This window comes from Streptomyces sp. SID12501 (assembly GCF_010550245.1).
Lineage (GTDB): Bacteria > Actinomycetota > Actinomycetes > Streptomycetales > Streptomycetaceae > Streptomyces.
This window is the reverse complement of sequence record NZ_JAAGLU010000054.1, coordinates 22,518-44,461: the sequence shown is the minus strand read 5'-3', so window position 1 is coordinate 44,461 and position 21,944 is coordinate 22,518. Positions and strand designations below refer to the sequence as shown.

Here is a 21,944-nt window from a genome sequence, read left to right as displayed (position 1 = left end):
CGCGGGCGCCGGAGACGACGGCGCGGTGGCTCCCGGAGGTGGCGCGAAACCCTGCGCGGCGGGCTGCGGAGCGGCGGGGGCCGGCGCCGGAGCGCCGAACGCGGGCGGCGCGAACCCGGGAGTGGCACCGGTCTGGGGCTGCTGCGGAGCGGGTGCCTCCTCCTCGGCGACCTCCCCGCCGAAGTTCTTCAGCAGCGCGTCGAGGCCGCCGTCGAAACCCTGTCCGACCGCGGCGAACCGCCACACGTCCTTCAGGTAGAAGTCGCCCAGCATCACGGCCCGCTCGGTGGTGAACTCCGAGCCGTTGAAGGAGTAGCGGGCCACTTCTTCGCCGCCGGCGACGATACGGACGTATCCGGGGGCGATCTGCGACATCTGCCCGGCGCCGTCGAGCGTGGCAGTGAACGACAGTTTCTGGATCTGCGGCGGGATCCGGTCGAGCGTGACGCGAAAGGACTCCGTGTCGCCCGCCTGAGTACCCAGGAGCTGGATGGACTCCTCGGGGGACTTCGGCTGGTTGAAGAAGATGAAGTACCGGTCGTCCGAGAGCTGCTCGTCGGCGTCGAGGCCGAAGCAGCTGATGTCGAAGGTCAGCCCCGGTCCGGAGATCTGTACGCCTACGTACAGATCCGTGCCCGCTGTGAGATCACTGATCTTGGCCTTGTGGCCGCGTTGGAATTCCCTGGCCATGCGTACCGACCGTCCCCCATCCCGAATGCCGAATGCGTCGGGTCAGGCTAACGGCAAATTCCGGACGTGACCCGAGCCGGTACAAACCCGGTACACAACACCCTGTCACCACCGCGTGCTCGCGGCCCGGAGATCAGTCCCCGCGCGCGGAGGGCGGATGCGGCAGCCGGTCGGCGGCGACCACTCCCTCGAGGTAGCCGCGGGCCCGCTCGGTCCGTGGATACGCGTCCAGGAGCCGCCAGAAACGGGGCCCGTGCCCCGGCACCAGCAGATGCGCCAGCTCATGGAGGAGGACGTAGTCGACGACGTACTCGGGCATGCCCTGCAGCCGGTGCGACAGACGGATGCTGCCCTCGGCCGGGGTGCACGAGCCCCAGCGCGTGTTCTGGTTGGTGACCCAGCGCACCGAGGTGGGCCGGGCGCGGCCGTCGAAGTACTGGGCCGACAGCTGCTCGGCGCGCTCGGCCAGCTCGCTGTCACCGGGCACCCGTTTGTTCTTGCTCTCCTGGGCGGCCAGTTTGTCGAGCATGACAGTCACCCAGCGCTGTTCCTCGGCCTCGGACATCCGGGCGGGGATGAGCACAACGGTGCGATCGCCCTCGCGGTACGCGGAGACCGTCCGGCGTCGCCGGTCGCTCCTGCGAACCTCGATCGCGCTCGCCCCCGAGCCGCTCGGCGGCTGGCTCGTCGTACTGCGCTGTGGGTTTCCGGCGCGGTGCAGTGGGTCGGCGGGCACGGCACGACGTTACCCGCTGTGCATGGAGGAAGTCTTGACTCCGGCGCGGTTCGGCGGCGATCCCCACCATGCGTTTGATTTGTACGACTAATACCCACCGCCTGTGGACAACTTTCGACGCCCGATGAGCAAACCGGTCATGCTGACATTCGCCGGCGGACGAGCACTGACATCCACCGACAAACAAGGACTTTCAACAGGGATTTTCTCTGGCTACGGGGGCCTGCCATGCGATCAACCACCACACCTGCGCGTGCTTCGGACACGGAGGTCACGCCGACGGCCACAAGCCACTCGGGTGAGACCCTCCCGCGTGTCACTCACCCGATGATGAAGGGCGCGCTGCGCACCGGCTGGCGGGACCTGAACACGGTGCAGTTCGGGATGACACCCGCCCATGCGATGACGCTCGGCCCGATGGACACGGCGACGGGCAGCTTCCTCAGCCTGCTCGACGGCACTCGCGGACTGCCGCGCCTCCACGACGAAGGGCACCGCATGGACCTGCCGGCCGCCCATGTCGACGGTCTGGTGGAGCGGCTGAGCGAGGCCGGTCTCCTCGACGATGCGACAGGAGGCGGCCCTGCCGTCGAGACGCTGCGCGGCAAGAAGAAGGTTCTGGAGCGGCTGGGTCCCGATCTGGCCTCCCTCTCCCTGGTCGCACGGGAACCGGGCGAGGCGATGGCACGTCTGGCCGCTCGCCGGTCGCTGCGCGTGCAGGTCCGAGGCGCGGGCAGGGTGGGCGCGGTGGTGGCCTCGCTGCTGGCGGGCGCAGGCGTGGGTCACGTCGATGTGCGCGACGGCGGCGTGGTCGAGCCATGGGACGTCGCACCAGGTGGCCTGCCCGCCGATTCCGTCGGCGAACGCCGGGACGAGTCCGCGCGGCGCGCTGCCCGCCGGGCGGCCCCGGACCGCCCACCACGGCGTACGGCCGCTCAGTCGCCGCCCGGCGAGCACGACCCCGGTCTCTCCCTGGTGATCATCGCCCCGCGCGACGACCTCGCCGTGCATGCCCCCGACCCGGCAGCCGCAGAACCGCTCGTGACCTCGGGCACACCTCATCTGTACGCGGGCGTCGTGGAAGGAACCGGCATCGTGGGCCCGCTCGTCCTGCCGGGCGAGACGGCCTGCGCCGGCTGTCTGGACCGGTGGCGCGTCGACCGGGACCCCGTCTGGCCGCGTCTGGTGGCGCAGTGGCGTTCCGCACGTCCGCGCCAGGTCAGGGCCTGTGACCTGGCCCTGTCGACGACGGTCGCAGGCCTGACCGCGAGCCACGCGCTCGCCTTCCTGGACGGTAGGACGCCGTCCAGCGCGGGTGCCCGTTGGGAGGTCTCCGTACCCGGCCTCGACTGGCACGCCCGACCGGTCTGGGCCCACCCCGAATGCCCCTGCGGTGCCGAGGAGAAGAGTAAGAAGGAGGAACACACCTCGGAGGACGGGGAGTCGCACGAGACAATGGCGGAGCAACGGCCGTCGACGGAGTTACGCCGTAAGGCACACGCGGCGCGGCTGCCCGGAACTTGGAGGGCTCATGTCTGATCTTCCCCGGAAGGCGGTCACCCGTACCGCCAAGCTCGCCGCGCTCCCGCTCGGCATCGCCGGGCGGGCGACCTGGGGACTCGGCAAACGGATCGTCGGCGAGTCGGCGGACATCGTCGGCCGCGAACTGCAGCAGCGCACGGCGGAACAGCTGTTCAAGGTGCTCGGCGAGCTCAAGGGCGGCGCGATGAAGTTCGGGCAGGCCCTGTCCGTCTTCGAGTCGGCCCTGCCCGAGGAGGTCGCGGGCCCCTACCGCGCGGCGCTGACGAAGCTCCAGGAAGCGGCTCCGCCGATGCCGACGCGCACGGTGCACTCGGTACTGGAGGCACGGCTGGGCGCGGACTGGCAGAACCTGTTCCTGGAGTTCCAGGACAAGCCGTCCGCCGCGGCCTCGATCGGCCAGGTGCACCGGGGGCTGTGGCACGACGGGCGCGAGGTCGCGGTCAAGGTGCAGTATCCGGGCGCCGGCGATGCGCTGCTCTCCGACCTGACCCAGCTGAGCCGCTTCGCCCGCCTGTTGGGGCCCCTCATCCCCGGGATGGACATCAAACCGCTCATCGCCGAGCTCCGGGACCGTGTCTCCGAGGAGCTCGACTACGGCTTGGAGGCCCAGGCCCAGCAGGCCCACGCGGAGGAGTTCACGGACGATCCGGACGTCGTGGTACCGGCCGTCGTCCACCAGCGCGAGCAGGTCCTGGTGACGGAGTGGATCGACGGCATACCGCTGTCGGAGGTGATCACCGACGGTACGCAGGAGCAGCGCGACCGCGCGGGCCAGTTGCTGGCCCGGTTCCTCTTCTCGGGGCCCGCCCGCACCGGCCTCCTGCACGCCGACCCCCACCCCGGCAACTTCCGCCTGCTGCCCGGCGGCCCGGGCGGCAAGGACGACTGGCGCCTGGGCGTACTCGACTTCGGTACGGTCGACCGCCTCCCGGGCGGTCTGCCCCCGATGATCGGCCACTCACTGCGCCTGACCCTGGACGGCCGGGCCGAGGCGATCTACGAGGCTCTCCGCGCGGAAGGCTTCGTCAAGGACTCGATCGACCTGGATCCCGACGCTGTACTCGACTATCTCCTGCCGATCATCGAACCGGCCCAGGCGGACGAGTTCACCTTCAGCCGAGGCTGGATGCGCAGCCAGGCGGCCCGCATAGCCGACCCGCGCTCCCCCGCGCACCAACTGGGCAAGCGCCTCAACCTGCCTCCGTCGTACCTGCTGATACACCGGGTGACCCTGAGCACCATCGGTGTCCTGTGCCAACTGGGAGCGACGGTCCGCATGCGCGCGGAACTGGAGGAGTGGCTGCCGGGATTCCTGCCGGAGGCCGAGGAGGAGTCCGCGGCTGCCGAGGCGTGAGCCGGCTTCACCACCAGGCCGGGTCCAGCCGCCCCTCGATCGCCCTGAGGTTCTCCCGGGCACACGTGTCACAGAGGTAGTGACGCGTTCCGTTCTCCACCGAGCAGGTCCAGGTCAGCGGCGGGCCCTCGGCCCGCGTACCGCAGCGGGCGCACACGACGGGTCGGGGGTCCGTCGAGGAACCGGCATCCTCGCCACCACTGCTATCGGGAAAACTCGTCACCCTGCGACGATATCGCCGTGACCTGCGGCCAGGAGGGCACAACGCACCGCGGGGGCCGGTCCGTTCTGACGGACCGACCCCCGCGGGAAGCGGCTGCTGTTACTGCGCAGCTGCCGTGGTCGTTACTGCATGACCGCCATGGCAAGCGCCCGGCGGGCACGCAGCGAGGCGCGCTCGGCTCGGCGCTGGAGCCGACGGGCGGTCACCACGCGGTGCGCGAGGCGTTCCCGCTCGGCCTCCTGAAGGCGGTCGTGCATATGCGCACGAGCCAAGGCTTCTGGGATGAGTTGCATCTCTCGGGTCCTGTTCTGGCGCGAGTCGTTCGCACCGGTGGTGGTGAAGTCCGGGGTCGCGGAGCCGACGGGCTCGCTGGTGGTCGGCGTCATCGGGACCTGCTTCTTGGGGTCGTGCGTGAAGGGGCGATCGATCGTTCCTGTGATGTTCATGCTGTGACCGGGTTCTTGCGCGGACGGCCACGGGGCCGCTTGCGGGCCACAACGACACCCTGGACGAACAGTTCGCCGCCCCAGACGCCCCAGGGCTCACGCCGCTCCTTGGCGCCGGCGAGGCAGGCCTCCATCAGCGGGCAGGTGCGGCAGAGGGACTTGGCGTACTCGACGTCGGCCGGCGACTCGGCGAAGAAGACCTCCGGGTCGTAGGAGCGGCAGGGGACGGGTACGCCGAGGTTCTCGATGGCGTCGTCGAGCGCGGTGAGCGCAGTGAGCGGGATCAAGGTGCGGTCCTCCGTGAGGCCGGGCGGGGGGATCGTTTCGGAAGGCGGTACTGACGGGGCGTGCGCTTCGAGTTGCACGGTTTGTTTTCCTCGTCTGGTCGTTCCGGCCCTGTTGGGCCGGGTGCGGCTGGTACCGGCGGGTTTTCTCTTGTCCCGAGGCCCCTTCACTCCGTCGTCCCCGTTCGGGGAAAACAGAAGGGCCGCGGATCCCGGGTGGGGTTCCGCGGCCCTGAAGGCGCCGGCCTGATCAATCAGGCTGGATCACTCCAGGGTTCTGGCCCACGGAAGGCCCACATCGTGTGGTGCTGCGTCGTCTGCTTGAGGGATCCGGCACCGGCCGCAAAGGCATAGGCCGGGGCCGTTGCCTCTACTGCTCCTGCTTCCAGTGCCTTGCTCGGTCGCTCATTGCGCTCACGGACAGGGAGACCCGCGAGAGGCAGGGAGGACGCCAGCCGGACGGCAGGAATGCCGGACAGACCGGTGCCCAGGTCCGAGACGCCGAGCATGCACAGGGAGACGGTCGAGAGATCGGTCATTTTGACCGTGCTGACAGAGCTGGTGTTGATGCTGATCACTGGACTCGCCTCCTCTCGGCGTCTTGGGGGACTGGGACGAACCAGTCCAACGGATATACGACTATGAAGTAGAGCACAGGGCCAGGCCTTCTGAGAAGACTCTGTTCCCGTTGCTAAGAACCTATGGGGATTCCCGGGGCATGCGCAAACTATTTTTCCGACGAGTTTGAATCAGTCACTGCCGACCTCGCCCTCTACTTCCTGACCTGCGCAGATGGCCAGAACATCGGATCCGTACCGGTTGAGCTTGCGCACTCCGACGCCGGGGATACGGGCCAGCTCCCCTGCTTCGTCCGGGATGGTCTCCGCGATCGCCATCAGGGTCCTGTCGGTGAAGACGCAGAAGGCCGGCTGCCCACTGCGCGCCGCCTGGACCGCCCGCCACTCGCGCAGCCGCTCGTAGAGGCCCTCGTCCATGTCGGAGGGGCACTCGTCGCAGCGCATCAGCTTCATCTCGCCCGCGTCGGTCAGGGTGCGCCCACAGACCCGGCAGCGGGCAGGGGTTCTCTGGGTCCGGCGCGGGGCGACGCCGGGGCTGCCTCCGTAGCCGCGCTCGATGCCACCGGAGCCGGCCGTGCCCGTCCGGACGGCGGTGGTGACGGAGCCGGGGCGCAGGCCGTCGAGGAAGCGGCTGGGGCGGCGGTTGGGCCGACCCCCGGGCGCGCGGGAGAGTGCCCAGGAGACATGAAGGCGTTCTCGCGCGCGGGTCACTCCGACGTACAGGAGGCGGCGTTCCTCCTCGATCTGTTCATCGGTCTTCGCGTAGCTGATCGGCATCATGCCCTCGGCGACGCCGACCAGGAAGACGACGTCCCATTCCAGGCCCTTGGCCGAGTGGAGGGAGGCGAGGGTGACACCCTGCACGGTCGGGGCGTGCTGAGCGTTCGCGCGCTCGTCGAGTTCGGCGACGAGGTCGGCGAGCGTGGCATTCGCTTTCGCAGCAGTGAAGTCCTGCGCGAGGTTCACCAGTGCGGCCAGCGACTCCCAGCGCTCTCTGACGGCCCCGGAGCCGGCGGGCGGCCGACTGGTCCAGCCTTCCCCCGACAGCACGGCACGCACCTGGGAGGGCAGGTCGACGACGTCGTCCAGGAGGGAGTCGTTGGCTCCGAAGCGGGCGGCGGCGCGCAGCGCGCTGATGGCCTTGCGCACCTCGGGCCGGTCGAAGAACCGTTCGGCGCCACGCAACTGGTAGGGGACTCCGGCATCGGCGAGTGCCTGCTCGTACGTCTCGGACTGGGCGTTCGTCCGGGTCAGGATGGCGATTTCGCTGGCCGGCACGCCGGCGGCGACGAGGTCCCGGATGCGGCGGGCGGCACCCTCGGCCTCGGCGGGTTCGTCGGCGTACTCGGTGTAGACGGGTTCGGGTCCGGGTTCGCGTTGGGAGATGAGTTCCAGACGGTGTTCCGCGGCGCGGCCCCGGGCCTGGGCGAGCAGACCGTTGGCGAGGTGGACGACCTGGGGGGTGGAGCGGTAGTCGCGGACCAGCTTGACGACGGTGGCACCGGGGTGGCGGGTGCGGAAGTCGAGAAGATGGTCAGGAGTTGCTCCTGTGAACGAATAGATCGTCTGGCTGGCGTCGCCGACCACACAGAGGCTGTCCCTTTCCCCGAGCCACAGATCCAGCAGCCGCTGTTGGAGCGGGCTGACGTCCTGATACTCGTCGACCACGAAATGCTGGTACTGGGAGCGGACCTGCTCGGCGATGTCGTGCCGGTCCTGGAGGACGGCGACGGTGAGCAGCAGGACGTCCTCGAAGTCGATGACGGAGCGGTCCCGCTTCAGGTCCTCGTAGGTTGCGTAGAGCTGGGCGATCTCGGCCGGGTCGCGGGGCGCGACGCGGCCGGACTTGGCGACGGCGGGGACGTAGTCGGCGGGGACGGTCTGGGTGACCTTGGACCATTCGATCTCGGCGGTGACGTCCCGCAGTTCGCCCCGGTCGAGGCGGATGCGGCAGGCGGCGGCGGCATCGGCGACAAGCTGGATCTTGCGGTCGACGAGGCGGGGCATGGAGCCGCCGACGGCCTTCGGCCAGAAGTACTGGAGCTGGCGCAGCGCGGCCGAGTGGAAGGTGCGCGCCTGGACTCCGCCGGCGCCGAGCTGGCGCAGTCGCCCGCGCATCTCACCGGCGGCACGGTTGGTGAAGGTGACGGCCAGCACGCTGGAGGGCTGGAGCACTCCGGCGCGTACGCCGTAGGCGATGCGGTGGGTGATCGCCCGGGTCTTTCCCGTGCCGGCACCTGCCAGCACGCACACCGGCCCGTGCAGGGCGGTGGCCACCTCGCGCTGCTCGGGATCGAGTCCGTCGAGCACCGCGTCGGCCGAGTCCGGAACCTGCGGGAAGAGGGTGGAGTGCGTTGCTGCTGTCACACGGCCATGCTGCCAGGTCGCCGGAGACAGGTGAGCCGGTTGTCCACAGGCAGCCCTTTGCGGTCGTACTAATGCGGCAGGCATCCCCCTCGGACACCCTGCGGGAATGGCGGCCGGGCCTCGTACGTTCCACCACAACGAGCACCCGTCCCCCGAACTGCTGAGGAGCGCGAGAGACATGCCGGGCACTGTGACGATGTACAGCACCACGTGGTGCGGATACTGCCGTCGGCTGAAGAGCCAGATGGACCGCGAGGGCATCGCGTACAACGAGATCAACATCGAGCACGACCCGGACTCCGCAGCGTTCGTGGAAAAGGCGAACGGCGGCAACCAGACGGTTCCGACGGTGCTGGTGGTTCCCTCCAACGACGGCCCGGAGGTCGTGATGACGAACCCGAGCCTCGCGCAGGTGAAGCGGGCCCTCGGCGTCTGACCCCGTGTGTCCCTGACCCCCGACCGGCCCGACGGCCGCGCGGGGGTCTTCGCGTGCCCGGCATGTCGGCGAGGCCGGCTCGGGGGCCGGCCTCGGGCGTCAGAGCGCGCTGTTCGGCTTCGGCAGCGGCTTGCCGTACCAGAGTTCGATCAGGCGGGCCGCGATCGAGATGCCGTACGGCGGCAGGACCTCGCCGGATTCGAAGCCCGCGCGCAGTTCCTCGCGGGAGAACCAGCGGGCCTCGTGGATCTCGTCGCCGTCGACCTCGATGTCGGTGGAGACGGCGCGGGCCATGAAGCCCAGCATGAGACTGGACGGGAACGGCCAGGGCTGGCTGGCGACGTACTCGACGTGGCCGACGAGGATGCCGGCCTCCTCGAACACCTCACGGCGCACCGACTGTTCGATGGACTCACCGGGCTCGACGAAGCCGGCGAGCGTCGAGAAGCGGCCCTCGGGCCAGTGGACCTGGCGACCGAGGAGGATGCGGTCCTCCTCGTCGGTGACGGCCATGATCACGGCCGGGTCGGTGCGCGGGTAGTGCTCGGCGCCGCAGGCCTGGCAGCGGCGGATGTGGCCGGCACCGGCGATGACGGTGCGCTCGCCGCAGCGGGAGCAGAAGCGGTGCAGTCGCTGCCAGTTCTCCAGTGCGACGGCGTGCACCATCAGACCCGCGTCGCGGGGCGAGAGGAGCAGGCCGGCCTCGCGCAGGCCCGCGGGGCGCGCGGACTGGTCCATGCGGCCGGGCAGGGCGTCCTTCTGGAGGGCGAAATAGCTGGTGCCGTCGTCGTCGCTGCCGAGGAAGTAGCGGTGTGCTTCGGTGAGAGGGGCTTCGAAGGAGGGGGTCATGACGAGCTCGGTACGCCCCTCGGACGTCTCGTCGATGAGGACCTGGCCGCCGGAGACCACGAAGCAGCGGGTTGTGGGGTGACTCCACGCCGCGGCGAGCCAGGCCTCGTCGAGCCGGTGGTGCGCTGCCCGGTCGATGCCACTGGGGGCGGTGAGCGAGATGGGACGGTCGGCGGTGTGGTCGGTCCAGGTGGTCACAGGTGCTTCCAACTCCCCCGGTGGAACGGATATTTCGGCGGTCGGTTCAGCGGGATGCGGGTGGGGACGCATGGGGGGCGGCGGTTTTCGGGCGGGTTCGCGCAGGTGCGGGGCGGTGCGTCCAGTGTGCCCCGGGGCGGCTGGCGGTCCGGACCGCACAGGGTCGTCAGGACTCATGGCGCCAGTTACCTGCCAGGTCGCCCCACAGGTAGGCGGTGGTCTCGACGCCCTTGAGGAGCAGGTCGATCTCCACCTTCTCGTTGGGGGCGTGCCAGCCGTCGGACGGGACGGAGACGCCCAGGAAGAGCACGGGGGCACCGAGGACGTCCTGGAGGTCGGCGGCCGGGCCGCTGCCGCCTTCGCGCGTGTAGCGGACCGGCTTGTCGAAGGCACGGCTCATGGCGCGTACGACGGACTGCAGAGCGGGGTGGTCCAGCGGGGTCAGACACGGGCGCGTGGCCGCCGCGAAGGTGATCTCGTACCGGATCCCGGCGGGAACGCGGGTCGCGGTCCAGTCGCGGACGATCTTCTCGATGTGGTCGGGGTCCTGGCCGGCGACCAGCCTGAAGGAGAGTTTCACCATGGCGGAGGCCGGGACGATCGTCTTGCTGCCGGGCCCTTGGTAGCCGCCGCCGATGCCGTTGACCTCGGCGGTGGGACGCGTCCATACGCGCTCCAGGGTGGTGTGTCCGGCTTCGCCGTGGGTGGCGTACGACTTGGCGGTGCGCAGCCACTGCTCCTCGTCGAAGGGGAGTTCGGCGAAAAGCTCGCGCTCGCGGTCGGTGGGTTCGGTGACTCCGTCGTAGAAACCGGGGATCGTCACGCGCGCGTGCTCGTCGTGCAGTGCGGCGACGAGGCGGGCGACGGCGGTCGCCGGGTTGGGCACGGCACCGCCGAAAGATCCGGAGTGGATGTCCTGGTCGGGCCCCCGGAGCTGGATCTCGCACTCGGCGAGGCCGCGCATGCCGGTGCACACCGTGGGGGTGTCCTCGGCCCACATGCCCGTGTCGGAGACGATCACGGCGTCGGCGGCGAGTCGGTCTACGTGCTCCTCGACGAGGGAACGGAAGTGGACGGAGCCCGACTCCTCCTCGCCCTCGACGAGCATCTTCAGATGGACGGCGGGTGCGGTGCGGCCCGTGGCGGCGAGGTGGGCGCGGACGCCGAGTGTGTGGAAGAACACCTGGCCCTTGTCATCGGCGGCCCCCCGCGCGTGGAGGCGGTTTCCCCGGACGACCGGTTCGAACGGGTCGCTGTCCCAGCCGTCCTCGACAGCCGCGGGCTGCACGTCGTGGTGGCCGTAGACGAGGACCGTGGGGGCGGCGGGGTCGTCGGCGGGCCACTCGGCGAAGACCGCCGGGGCGCCCGGTGTCGCCCAGACCTCGACGGTGGGGAAGCCGGTTTCCCTGAGTTTGGCGGCGAGCCAGTCGGCGCTGCGGCGTACATCGGCGGCGTGGTCGGGCTGGGCCGACACGGACGGGATGCGCAGCCACTCGGCGAGGTCGTCGAGGAAGGCGACGCGGTGCTGCTCGATGTACGTACGGACGGCGCTGTCCGGGGCCTGGCTCATGTCATGAGCTTATCGGCCCGCACTGACGTCCTCGTCCGGTACTTCGAACGCGGCGGGCTCGTCCAGGAGCAGCCGCTCCAGTGCGGCCCGGTCCGGGAGATCGTCCGGCCGGACGATCTCGCCGCTGCGCACGTACAGGAAGGCGGCTCCGACGGCCTCCAGGGGAACGCCCTGCTGCTCGGCCCAGGCCAACCGGTAGACGGCGAGCTGGAGGGGGTCGGCGGTGTGGGCGCGGTGGGTCTTCCAGTCGATGATCTCGTACGTCGCCTCCGCGCCGTCGCCTTCCTTGTAGACGGCGTCGATCCGGCCCCGTACGACGCGTCCGGCGATGTCGAGCTGGAAGGGGGCCTCGACCCGGTAGGGCGTGCGGTGGGCGTACACGGTGTGCTCGAAGGCGTCCTTGAGGGCCTGTAGGTCGCGTTCGTCGGCGATCTCCGCGTCGCTGCCGGGCAGTTCCTCGGGTTCCAGCATGGGGAGCCGCAGTTCCTCGAAGCGGGCCTCTACCCAGGCGTGGAAGCGGGTGCCCCGGCGGGCGGCGGGCTGCGGTGGGCGCGGCATGGGGCGGGCCAGTTCCTGCGCGAGGGCGTCCGGGTCGGCGGCCAGGAGCATCAGCTGGGACGCGGTCAGTGTCGGGGGCAGGGGGACATCGGTGACGCTCGCCCGCGCGCGCAGCAGTTCCCCGGCGAGCGCGTCGAGGTCTCGGTCCCAGGAGGCTACGGCGCGGGCCTCCTCGGGTGTGAGATCCGCTTCGGCGGGGTGGCTGCGGGCGTGGGGCACCGTGTGCGGGCGGTCTTGGTCGGGTCCGGTGTGGGGCACGCGCGCGTGGGGTGGGGTCTGAGCGGTCGGTTCGGGACGGTCCGTGGTCCAGGCGTCCCAGTCGCCTTCGTCCTCGGCGGGGGAAGCGGCGTCTTCCTCGATGGGGTCGTCGTCAAGGAGTTCGTCGTCCGCGTAGGGAGGCTCGTCGTCCGGCGGCGGAGGCCAGTCCGGGTCGTCGTACGCGTCGGCGTCGTGTGCCGTTGCGGGGTGACTGTCCTCGTGGGAGGCGAGGGTCTCCAGGTGGGCGAGGACCGTCTCGGCGGCGGCCCGGCGGCGGCGGAAGGCGGCGTCGTCCAGGGGCAGGGGCCACAGTTGGTCGGCGGTCGTCGCGTGCAGGGCGGGGTTCTCCTCGTTCTCCTCCGGTTCGTCCGCCCAGGCCTCGATCTCGCCGTGCCCGGCCGTGCAGTGGTCGTGGAGGGCCCGCAGGAAGTCGGAGGGGCCGCGGGGCTTCTTCTGGGAGGGGCCCCACCAGTGGCCGGAGCCGAGCAGGAGGGAGCGGGGGCGGGTGAAGGTGACGTAGCCCAGGCGGAGTTCCTCGGTGTGCTGGTGGTCCTTCATCGCCTCCTGGAAGGCCTTCATACCCCGGGAGTCCCAGGCCTCGATGTCGGGCAGTGTGGCGGTGTCGCCGCGCAGTCCGTGCGGCAGGACCTTGGCCTGCGAGGTCCATTTCTCACGGCCCCGGTCGCTGGGGAAAGCACCGGTGACCAGGCCGGGGACAGCCACGACGTCCCACTCCAGGCCCTTGGACTTGTGGGCGGTGAGCACCTTGACGGTGTTCTCGCCGCCGGGCAGGGCGTTGTCGAGGCCCTTCTCGTACTGCGCGGCCGTGCGAAGGAAGCCGAGGAAGGCGAGCAGGCTCGCCTCGCTCTCGTGGGCGGCGAACGAGGCGGCGATGTCCAGGAAGTTGGAGAGGGTCTCGCGGCGGCGGGCGGCCAGAGCATGCGGGGACGCCGACAGCTCCACCTCCAGGCCGGTGACGGCGAGCACACGGTGCAGTACGTCCATCAGCGGGTCGGCGAGTGAGCGGCGCAGGTCGCGCAGTTCGGTGGCGAGCCGGGCGAAGCGCACACGCGCGTCCGGCGAGAAGGGCAGCCCGTCGTCGTCGCCCTGGCCTCTCAGCGGTGTCTCCAGGAAGGTGTCCAGGGCGTCCGCGAGCGATATCACCTCGGCGGGATCGACCCCCTCGACAGCCGCGGCGAGCCGGCGGTCCGGGTCGTCGGCGTCGCCCACGCGCGCGTGGGACACGAGAAGGCGGGCCCGGCGGCCCAGGAGGGCGAGGTCGCGTGGGCCGATGCGCCAGCGCGGGCCGCTCAGCAGCCGGACCAGGGAGGCGTTGGCCCCGGGGTCCTGGAGTACCTCGCAGACGGACACCAGGTCGGCGACCTCGGGCAGGTGCAGCAGCCCGGAGAGCCCGACCACCTCGACGGGGATGTCCCTGGCGACGAGTGCGCCCTGGATCTCGGCGAAGTCGGTGGCGGTGCGGCACAAGACGGCGATCTCGCCGGGTGCCGTGCCGGTGCGTACGAGGTGGGCGATGGAGTAGGCGAGCCAGTCGATCTCCTCGGCGTGAGTGCCCAGCAGCGCGCAGCGCACCTGGCCGTCGCGCTCGGCGCCGGGTGCGGGGCGGAGGGCCTCCACGCCCGCGTGCATGGCGCGCAGGGGCTCCGCGAGGCCGTTGGCGAGATCGAGGAGGCGGCCCCCGCTGCGGCGGTTCTCACTGAGCGACTGGCGGGCAGCCGAGCCGCCGTCGGCGTGGGCGAAGTGCTCGGGGAAGTCGTCGAGGTTGGCGACGGAGGCACCGCGCCAGCCGTAGATCGCCTGGCAGGGGTCACCGACCGCGGTCACCGGATGGCCGGTGCCACCACCGAACAGGCCTGCGAGGAGGACGCGTTGGGCCACCGAGGTGTCCTGGTACTCGTCGAGGAGAACCACCCGGAACTCGTCGCGCAGGACGCGGCCCACTTCGGGGATGTCGGCGAGCGTCGCGGAGAGGGCGATCTGGTCGCCGAAGTCGAGAAGGTCGCGCTCGCGCTTGGCGGCCCGGTAGCGGGTCACCAGTTCGGTGAGTTCACGGCGCGCCGCGGCTGTCTCAGGGAGCTTGCGCAGGTCCGCGTTGGTGAGTTTGGCGCCCTCCAGGGCGCGCAGCAGTTCGGCGTCGTACGCGCGCAGTTCCTCGGGGCGGACGAGGTGTTCGGCGAGTTCGGCGTCGAGCGTCAGAAGGTCGCTGACGAGGTCCGGGAAGGACCGCGTGAGGGCGGGGTAGGGACCGGGGGCTTCGCGCAGTACGCGCGCTGCGAGCTGGTAGCGGGTCGCGTCGGCCAGGAGACGGGCGGTGGGTTCGAGGCCGATGCGCAGGCCATGGTCCTTCAGGAGACGGCCGGCGAAGGCGTGATAGGTCGAGATGACCGGTTCGCCGGGCGGGTTGTCGGGGTCGATGACGTCCGGGTCGGTGACGCCTGCCCTGACGAGGGCCTTGCGGACGCGTTCGGCGAGTTCACCGGCGGCCTTGTTGGTGAAGGTGAGGCCGAGCACCTGTTCGGGGGCGACCTGGCCGGTGCCGACGAGCCACACCACGCGTGCCGCCATCACCGTCGTCTTGCCCGACCCGGCTCCGGCCACGATCACCTGAGGGGCGGGCGGCGCGATGATGCAGGCCGTCTGCTCCGGGGTGAAGGGGATACCGAGGAGCTCTTTGAGCTGCTCGGGGTCGCTGATACTGGCTGGCACGTCAGAGAGGCTAGCCGCGGACACTGACAGCGGAGGCCAGGTTCGCCGTCCGGGGCGGCGGAAGCGCAGGTCGGCACAGGTGGTGCCGTACATCACTCCCGTACGGGCGTCACCCTCGCGCGGGGCCGACGGGTGTCACTCGACGACGTGCCGGCCCTCCGGGCGGGCGCTGCACGATGCCCGGAAGGAGCAGTGCGCGCAGTGCTGACCGGCGGTCGGGGTGAACCGTTCGTCGAGCACCTTGCCGGCGGCGGTGGCCAGCAGGTCGCCGACCCACTCCCCCTCCGTCCCTGTCCCGGTCCCTCCCTCAAGGGGGGCCTGCGCCTGGACCTTGGGCAGTGTCTCGCCGCCGTCCTTCTTTGCGGCGCCCTGGCGCAACTGGACGAGTTCGGCGCCGCCCGGTTCGGGGCGCACGCCGTCGAAGGCATCGTCGACGGCGCCTTCACGGACGGCGAGCTGGTAGACGGCGAGCTGGGGGTGGCGGGCCACCTCTGCGGCGGTGGGCGTCTGTTTGCCGGTCTTGAAGTCGACCACGTAGGCGCGGCCCTCGCCGTCGGCCTCGACGCGGTCCATGGAACCGCGGATGCGCACTTCGTAGTCGCCGGCTCCGAGGGTCACGTCGAAGTCGTGCTCGCTGGCCACCGGGGTGCGGCCTGTGCGGCTGGAGTCGACGTGCCACGTCAGGAAGCGTTCGAGCGCCACGCGCGCGTGCTCCTTCTCCTGCGTCGACTTCCAGGGCGCGTCGAAGGCGAGCGCGTTCCACACGGAGTCGAGGCGTTCCATGAGGACGGCGAGGTCGGCGGGGGTGTGTCCGGAGGCGACCTCGTCGGCGAGGACGTGCACCACGTTGCCGAAGCCCTGGGCGGCGGTCGCGGGGGCGTCGGCCTTCACCTCGCGGCCCAGGAACCACTGCAGGGAGCAGGTGTTGGCGAGTTGGTCGAGGGCGCTGCCGGAGAGCACGACGGGCTGGTCGCGGTCGCGCAGCGGGACCTTGCTCTCGGTCGGTTCATACATGCCCCACCAGCGGTAGGGGTGGGCTGACGGGACGAGTGGGCGGCTCTCCTCGTCGGTGAGCGCGGCGAGCCGGGCCAGGCGGCGGGCGGCGGCCTCTCTGAGGGGAGCGGACACGCGCGGGTCGACCGTTGTGGCGCGCAGTTCGGCTACGAGGGCGGCGACGGAGAGGGGGCGGCGCGGGCGGCCCGTCACGTCCTTGGGTTCGACGCCGAGTTCCGTGACGAAGCGGGAAGGCTGGTCGCCGTCGTCGGCGGGAGCCTTCACCGCGGTGACGACCAGGCGTTCACGCGCGCGCGTGGCGGCCACGTAGAACAGCCGCCGTTCCTCGGCGAGCAGTGCTCCCGGCGTGAGCGGCTCGGCGAGGCCGTCGCGGCCGATGCGGTCGGCCTCCAGGAGGGAGCCGCGACGGCGCAGGTCGGGCCACAGACCCTCCTGGACGCCTGCGACGACCACGAGGCGCCACTGGAGGCCCTTGGAGCGGTGCGCGGTCATCAGGCGTACGGCGTCGGGGCGCACGGCACGGCGGCTGAGGGTGTCGGCGGCGATGTCCTCGGCGTCGATCTCCTCCAGGAAGTTGAGGGCGCCACGGCCGCCGGTGCGCTCCTCCGCGCGCGCGGCGGTCGCGAACAGCGCGCACACGGCGTCGAGGTCGCGGTCGGCGTTGCGTCCGGCCGCACCGCCGCGCCGGGCGGCCCGCTCCAGCCGCCCTGGCCAGGGCGTGCCGTTCCACAGGTCCCAGAGGGCTTCCTCCGCCGTGCCGCCGCCCGCGAGGCGCTCACGTGCCTTGCCGAGCAGCGCGCCGAGGCGCTGGGCACCACGCGCGTACGTCGGGTCGTGGACGACCAGGCGTTCCGGTTCGGCCAGCGCGCGGGCCAGGAGTTCGTCCGAGGGCGGCGGTACGGGGTTGCCCGCGGTCCGCTCCTCCTCGCGCAGGGCGCGGCCGAGGCGCCGCAGATCGGCGGCGTCCATGCCGGCGAGGGGGGAGGTGAGGAGGGTGAGGGCGGTTTCGGTACCGAGCCAGGCGATGGCTCCCTGCAGGGCGACGTCGGCGTCTTCACCCTCACCGTCCTCTGCTCCTTCGGCGTCCCTCTCCTCACCCGCGCTCGACGCCGCCGCGGTCGCCACCGCTCGGAGGGCCGTCAGGAGCGGTGCCACCGCGGGTTCGTGGCGCAGGGGCAGGTCGTCGCCGTCGATGTCCAGGGGGACCCCGGCGGACGTGAGAGCGCGCCGGACCGTCGGGATCGTACGGCCGCCGGCCCGCACCAGGACGGCCATCTCGCCCCAGGGGACACCGTCCTCCAGATGTGCGCGGCGGAGGATGTCGGCGATGTTCTCCAGCTCCGTACCGGACGTCGGGTACGTGAAGACCTCGACGCGGCCTCCGTCGCGGACCGGGGCAAGTCCGCGGTGGGCGCGGACCTTCTCGGCCGGGAGGCGGGTCAGCGGCATGCGCTGGGTGAGCAGGCGGGTGGCGGTCAGCAGGGTGGCGGCGGAGCGGCGGGACGTCCGGAGGACCTCGACCGGGGCAGAGCGGCCGTCCGCGCGCGGGAAGGCATCCGGGAAGTCCAGGATGCCGTTGACGTCCGCGCCGCGGAACGCGTAGATCGACTGGTCGGGGTCACCGAGGGCGACGAGTGTCCGGCCGCCTCCGGCGAGCGCACGCAGCAGCCGTACCTGCGCCGGGTCGGTGTCCTGGTACTCGTCCACGTAGACGGCGTCGTAGCGGGCGGCGAGCTGCCCGGCGGCGTCGGGGCGGCTCACGAGGAGTACGGCCCGGTGCACGAGTTCCGCGTAGTCGAGCACTCCTTGCATGTCGAGTACGTCGAGGTACTCGGCGAGGAAGGCGGCGGCGGCCCGCCAGTCGGGGCGGCCGATGCGCCGGGCGAAGGCGTCCAGAGCGTCCGGGCCGAGGCCCAGTTCGCGGCTGCGGGCGAGGACCGCGCGGACCTCGTCGGCGAAGCCGCGGGTGGTGAGGCAGGCACGCAGTTCGTCCGGCCAGCGCACATGGGCCAGGCCGAGCCGCTCCAGGTCGGGCTGGCCGGCGAGCAGTCCGCGTACGGCCACGTCCTGTTCGGGGCCGGAGAGCAGTCGCAGGGGTTCCGCGAACAGGTCGCTGTCCTGGTGGGCGCGGACCAGGGCGTAGCAGAAGGAGTGGAAGGTGGTCGCGCGGGGAGCGCGGGCGGCTCCGATGCGCAGTGCCATGCGGTCGCGCAGTTCGACGGCCGCCTTGCGGCTGAACGTCAGCACGAGGATCCGCTCGGGGTCCCCGCCCCGGGCGATCCGGGCCGCCACGGATTCGACGAGGGTGGTGGTTTTTCCGGTACCCGGACCTGCGAGGACGAGCAGTGGGCCCCGCGCGTGGTCAACCACCGCACGCTGTGCGGCGTCCAGATGAGGGGGATCCTGCCGCGTGGGCGGGGTGCGCACCAGTCGGTAAGCGCCACGGTTCCCCTGTCGCCCCTGGGGGTGCGACAGGCGCCTGGTGGAGGAAGAGGAGCTCACGTGGTTCGCCGGTCCTGGTGGGTGTGCTGGTCGGCCGACCGCGTGGAGGACGGTGGCCGGGAGGTGAGGGGGGTAGGTGCAGCAGACGGTACGCCGACGGGCGGTTCGGAAGCAGGGCTTCCGCTTGTTCCCTCCCGCCCCGGGCGTCACCCGGGCCCCTCGCCCCTCGAACGTACGCCATGGCACGGACGTGCCCGGTTTACCCCGTACGGGCCACTGGTCCCCCTGATGCCCGCCCGATGGCGGAAGCTGTCAGGTGTGACCCTCCGCCCGCTCGCCGCCGTCCCATCGCGCCCGTCTCATGTCGAGGCGCGGCAGATGCCCCGCGGCGGCCTTGCTCGCCTCCTTCAGAGGTGTGCCCTCCGCGCGGTAGTGGCCGAGGGCCTCCAGTTCGTGGCCCGGGAGCAGGACGCCGTCCGCGCGGACCACCCGCCACCACGGAACGGCCCCTCCGTAGAGGGCCATCACGCGCCCGACCTGGCGCGGTCCGCCCTCCTCCAGCCACTCGGCCACATCTCCGTACGTCATGACACGCCCGGGCGGGATCAGTTCGGCGGCCTCCAGGGCCCGCTCGGCGTACTCCGGCAGGGCGTCCGCCGGACGGCTCTCGTCGCTCATCCGACCCATCCTGCCCCACCCCACCGACAATGTGACGAGACGGCGACCGTGGGTATTCCTCGCCCCGGAGCAGTGCTTGCGGCAGACTGTGCGCCCCCGCATTGCACCCTGATGCCCCTGTGTGTCAGTGGGGCATGCCACCATCGTGCGGGCGGTGACCGGTGATACGAGACCAAGAAGAGACCATGAAGCAGCAGGGCGTGCACCCCGAAGGCACGGAGGACACCTCTGAGGTCTCGTCGCGTCCCGATGCGGACGGCACCGGCCACGAGCCCGAGCGGACACCGGCCGGACCGGCCGCCGACTGCACCGACGACGAGGCCCACGCCGAGGAGGTCGAGGGCGACGAACCGCTGCTCCCCGCGCGCGTGCACCGCCCCTCCGATCTCATGCGGCTCCTGGCCGGCGTCTTCGCGATCATCGTCCTGCTCGCGATCGCCGCGTTCGCGCACGGCACCACCTCGGGGCTCGAACAGGACATCAACAAGGGCACCGGCCAGGCACCCGACCTGCTGATCAAGATCGCGGGGCTGGCTTCGAGCATCGCGATCCTCCTGGTGCCGGTCGCCTTCGCGATCGAACGGCTGATCAAGCGGGACGGGCTGCGCATCGCCGACGGTGTGCTCGCGGCGGTCCTCGCGCACGGTGTGACCCTCGCCACCGACCTGTGGGTCGCCAAGGCCGCCCCGGGCTCCATCCAGGAGGCGCTGACCCAGCCCTCCCCCGGCGACATCCACGCCCTCACCGACCCGGTGCACGGCTATCTCGCTCCGGTCATCGCGTACATGACGGCCGTCGGCATGTCCCGTCGGCCGCGCTGGCGCGCCGTGCTGTGGGTGGTGCTGCTGCTCGATGCCTTCTCGATGCTGGTCACCGGCTACACAACACCGTTCTCGATCATCCTGACGGTGCTGATCGGCTGGTCGGTGGCGTACGGGACGCTGTACGCGGTCGGCTCGCCGAACGTGCGTCCCACCGGGCGCAACCTGATGGCGGGCCTGCGGCACGTCGGTTTCCGCCCGGTGAGCGCGGCCCGTGAGGAGGTACCGGAGGCGGCGGACAGCGGTGACCGCGGCCGGCGCTACTTCGTCACCCTGGAGGACGGCCCCCCGCTGGACGTCACCGTGGTCGACCGCGAGCAGCAGGCGCAGGGGTTCTTCTACCGCATGTGGCGCAACATCACGCTGCGCGGCCTGGCCACCCGCAGCAGCCTCCAGTCGCTGCGCCAGGCACTGGAGCAGGAAGCTCTCCTCGCGTACGCGGCGATCGCCGCCGGGGCCAACGCGCCCAAGCTGATCGCGACCTCGGAGCTCGGCCCTGATGCCGTGATGCTCGTATACGAGCACACCGGAGGCCGCACGCTCGACTCGCTGGAGGACGAGGAGATCACCGACGACCTGCTGCGCAACACCTGGGATCAGGTGAGGGCCCTGCAGTCGCGGCGCATCGCCCATCGCAGGCTCGTCGGCGAGGCGATTCTGGTGGATCGTTCCGGCAAGGTGATCCTCACCGACCTCCGGGTCGGCGAGATCGCGGCCGGGGACCTGCTCCTGCGCATGGACATCGCCCAGTTGGTGTCGACGCTGGGTCTGCGCGTGGGCGCCGAGCGCACGGTGACGTCCGCGGTCGGAGTGCTCGGCCCGGACGCGGTGGCGGACTGTCTGCCGATGCTCCAGCCCATCGCCCTGTCGCGCTCCACGCGCGCGACGCTGCGCAGACTCGCCCGCGAGCGCGCCCAGCGTCAGCGCGATGCGGTCCTGGAAGCGTCCCAGCAGGCCAAGCAGGCCCGGCTGGAGGCGGCCCAGCCCGACACCGGGCCGGTCGTACTGGAAAAGTCCGACAAAAAAGCCGTGCGAGCGGAACAGCGAGCCGAGAAGCGGGCCATCGACGAGGCTCTTGAGGGAGCCCGCGAGGAGGATCTGCTCGCCCAGATCCGCCACCAGGTGCTGCTGATCAGACCGCAGGCACCGGTCGAACCGGCCCGGCTGGAACGGGTCAGACCGCGCACCCTGATGAGTTTCATCGCGGGCGCGTTCGGCGCGTACTTCCTGCTCTCCCAGCTCACCCACATCGAGTTCGCCACCCTGTTCGACGAAGCCGAGTGGGGTTGGGTCATCGCGGCCGTGCTGTTCTCGGCGCTGAGTTACTTCGCCGCGGCGATGAGTCTGCTCGGCTTCGTACCGGAGCGGGTGCCGTTCATGCGGACCGTGGCCGCGCAGGTCGCCGGGTCGTTCGTGAAGATCGTGGCACCCGCGGCAGTGGGCGGTGTGGCCCTCAACACGCGATTCCTGCAACGCGTCGGTGTGCGGCCCGGGCTCGCGGTGGCCAGTGTCGGCGCGTCGCAGTTGTTCGGGCTCGGCTGCCACATCCTGATGCTGCTGTCGTTCGGCTATCTGACGGGCACCGAGAAGACTCCGTCACTGTCGCCGTCCCGGACGGTCATCGCGGGCCTGCTGACCGTCGCGGTGCTCGTGCTCGTGGTGACCTCGGTGCCGTTCCTGCGGAAATTCGTCGTCACGCGCGTGAGGTCGCTGTTCGCCGGTGTCGTACCGCGCATGCTGGACGTTCTCCAACGGCCCCAGAAACTGATCACCGGTATCGGCGGCATGCTGCTGCTGACCGCGTGTTTCGTGATGTGCCTGGACGCGTCCATCCGGGCATTCGGCGACGAGTCGACCTCGCTCAGCCTCGCCAGCGTCGCCGTCGTCTTCCTCGCCGGCAACGCGCTGGGCTCCGCGGCACCGACCCCCGGTGGTGTGGGCGCGGTCGAGGCGACCCTGACGGTCGGTCTGATCGCCGTCGGTCTGCCCAAGGAGGTCGCCGCCCCTGCCGTGCTGCTCTACCGGCTGCTGACCCTCTGGATCCCGGTACTGCCGGGCTGGCTGTTCTTCAACCACCTGACACGGAAGGGCTCCCTCTAGCGAGAGGAGCCTCGTGCCGGTGCTCCCCGGGGCGTGCGCGGTACCTCGTACGGCTCGCGCCCCGAGCGTCCCA

16 protein-coding genes are annotated in these 21,944 nt (G+C 71.1%); 4 read left to right on the top strand and 12 right to left on the bottom strand.

Annotated features, from left to right (window positions below):
• Together G3I71_RS40890 and G3I71_RS40885 are read right to left on the bottom strand one after the other, a co-directional pair.
• A partial coding sequence (locus G3I71_RS40890; protein ID WP_203732691.1) for a TerD family protein occupies nt 1–690 on the bottom strand: 690 nt, incomplete at its 3' end.
• Nucleotides 691–823: 133 nt separating this feature from the next.
• Nucleotides 824–1,426: a M48 family metallopeptidase gene (locus G3I71_RS40885; protein WP_164323247.1), complete on the bottom strand. Its 603-nt coding sequence runs from the start codon at nt 1,424–1,426 to the stop codon at nt 824–826.
• A gap of 327 nt (nt 1,427–1,753) precedes the next feature.
• Here G3I71_RS40885 and G3I71_RS40880 point away from each other — a divergent pair, with 327 nt between their 5' ends.
• Nucleotides 1,754–2,965 (top strand): TOMM precursor leader peptide-binding protein, encoded by a 1,212-nt coding sequence (locus G3I71_RS40880; RefSeq protein ID WP_164323245.1) that lies wholly within the window; start codon nt 1,754–1,756, stop codon nt 2,963–2,965.
• Nucleotides 2,958–4,322, top strand: coding sequence for an AarF/ABC1/UbiB kinase family protein (locus G3I71_RS40875; protein WP_164323244.1), 1,365 nt, complete (start codon nt 2,958–2,960; stop codon nt 4,320–4,322). The genes G3I71_RS40880 and G3I71_RS40875 overlap by 8 nt, the downstream gene beginning before the upstream one ends.
• A gap of 7 nt (nt 4,323–4,329) precedes the next feature.
• On the opposite strand, the gene G3I71_RS40870 is transcribed toward G3I71_RS40875, so the two are convergent.
• From G3I71_RS40870 to G3I71_RS40850, 5 genes are all read right to left on the bottom strand, one after another.
• Nucleotides 4,330–4,545: a hypothetical protein gene (locus G3I71_RS40870; RefSeq protein WP_164323242.1), complete on the bottom strand. Its 216-nt coding sequence runs from the start codon at nt 4,543–4,545 to the stop codon at nt 4,330–4,332.
• 122 nt (nt 4,546–4,667) lie between these two features.
• Nucleotides 4,668–4,991: a hypothetical protein gene (locus tag G3I71_RS40865; protein ID WP_164323240.1), complete on the bottom strand. Its 324-nt coding sequence runs from the start codon at nt 4,989–4,991 to the stop codon at nt 4,668–4,670.
• Nucleotides 4,988–5,356 carry a WhiB family transcriptional regulator gene (locus tag G3I71_RS40860; RefSeq protein WP_164323238.1) on the bottom strand — a complete coding sequence of 123 codons (369 nt, stop codon included), beginning with the start codon at nt 5,354–5,356 and terminating at the stop codon, nt 4,988–4,990. The genes G3I71_RS40865 and G3I71_RS40860 overlap by 4 nt, the downstream gene beginning before the upstream one ends.
• 173 nt (nt 5,357–5,529) lie before the next feature.
• Nucleotides 5,530–5,853 carry a hypothetical protein gene (locus tag G3I71_RS40855; RefSeq protein WP_164323236.1) on the bottom strand — a complete coding sequence of 108 codons (324 nt, stop codon included), beginning with the start codon at nt 5,851–5,853 and terminating at the stop codon, nt 5,530–5,532.
• Between the two features lie 171 nt (nt 5,854–6,024).
• Nucleotides 6,025–8,220 carry an ATP-dependent DNA helicase UvrD2 gene (locus G3I71_RS40850; protein WP_343243227.1) on the bottom strand — a complete coding sequence of 732 codons (2,196 nt, stop codon included), beginning with the start codon at nt 8,218–8,220 and terminating at the stop codon, nt 6,025–6,027.
• Between the two features lie 178 nt (nt 8,221–8,398).
• On the opposite strand from G3I71_RS40850, the gene G3I71_RS40845 reads away from it, so the two are divergent.
• Nucleotides 8,399–8,656, top strand: a complete 258-nt coding sequence (locus G3I71_RS40845) for a glutaredoxin domain-containing protein (protein ID WP_164323232.1) — start codon at nt 8,399–8,401, stop codon at nt 8,654–8,656.
• Nucleotides 8,657–8,755: 99 nt separating this feature from the next.
• Here G3I71_RS40845 and nudC read toward each other — a convergent pair whose 3' ends face one another.
• From nudC to G3I71_RS40820, 5 genes are all read right to left on the bottom strand, one after another.
• On the bottom strand, nt 8,756–9,715 hold the full coding sequence (gene nudC / locus G3I71_RS40840; RefSeq protein WP_164323230.1) for an NAD(+) diphosphatase: 960 nt from the start codon (nt 9,713–9,715) through the stop codon (nt 8,756–8,758).
• A gap of 154 nt (nt 9,716–9,869) precedes the next feature.
• Entirely contained in the window at nt 9,870–11,273 is a 1,404-nt protein-coding gene (locus G3I71_RS40835) for a dipeptidase (protein ID WP_164323228.1), read from the bottom strand.
• 9 nt (nt 11,274–11,282) lie between these two features.
• Nucleotides 11,283–14,816, bottom strand: coding sequence for a UvrD-helicase domain-containing protein (locus tag G3I71_RS40830; RefSeq protein WP_164323226.1), 3,534 nt, complete (start codon nt 14,814–14,816; stop codon nt 11,283–11,285).
• Nucleotides 14,817–14,951: 135 nt separating this feature from the next.
• Nucleotides 14,952–18,332, bottom strand: a complete 3,381-nt coding sequence (locus G3I71_RS40825) for an ATP-dependent DNA helicase (RefSeq protein ID WP_164323224.1) — start codon at nt 18,330–18,332, stop codon at nt 14,952–14,954.
• 252 nt (nt 18,333–18,584) lie between these two features.
• Nucleotides 18,585–18,950, bottom strand: a complete 366-nt coding sequence (locus G3I71_RS40820) for an MGMT family protein (protein WP_343243226.1) — start codon at nt 18,948–18,950, stop codon at nt 18,585–18,587.
• A gap of 185 nt (nt 18,951–19,135) precedes the next feature.
• On the opposite strand from G3I71_RS40820, the gene G3I71_RS40815 reads away from it, so the two are divergent.
• Complete coding sequence (locus tag G3I71_RS40815) at nt 19,136–21,871, top strand: lysylphosphatidylglycerol synthase transmembrane domain-containing protein (RefSeq protein ID WP_164323220.1); 2,736 nt, start codon at nt 19,136–19,138, stop codon at nt 21,869–21,871.
• Nucleotides 21,872–21,944: the final 73 nt, after the last annotated feature.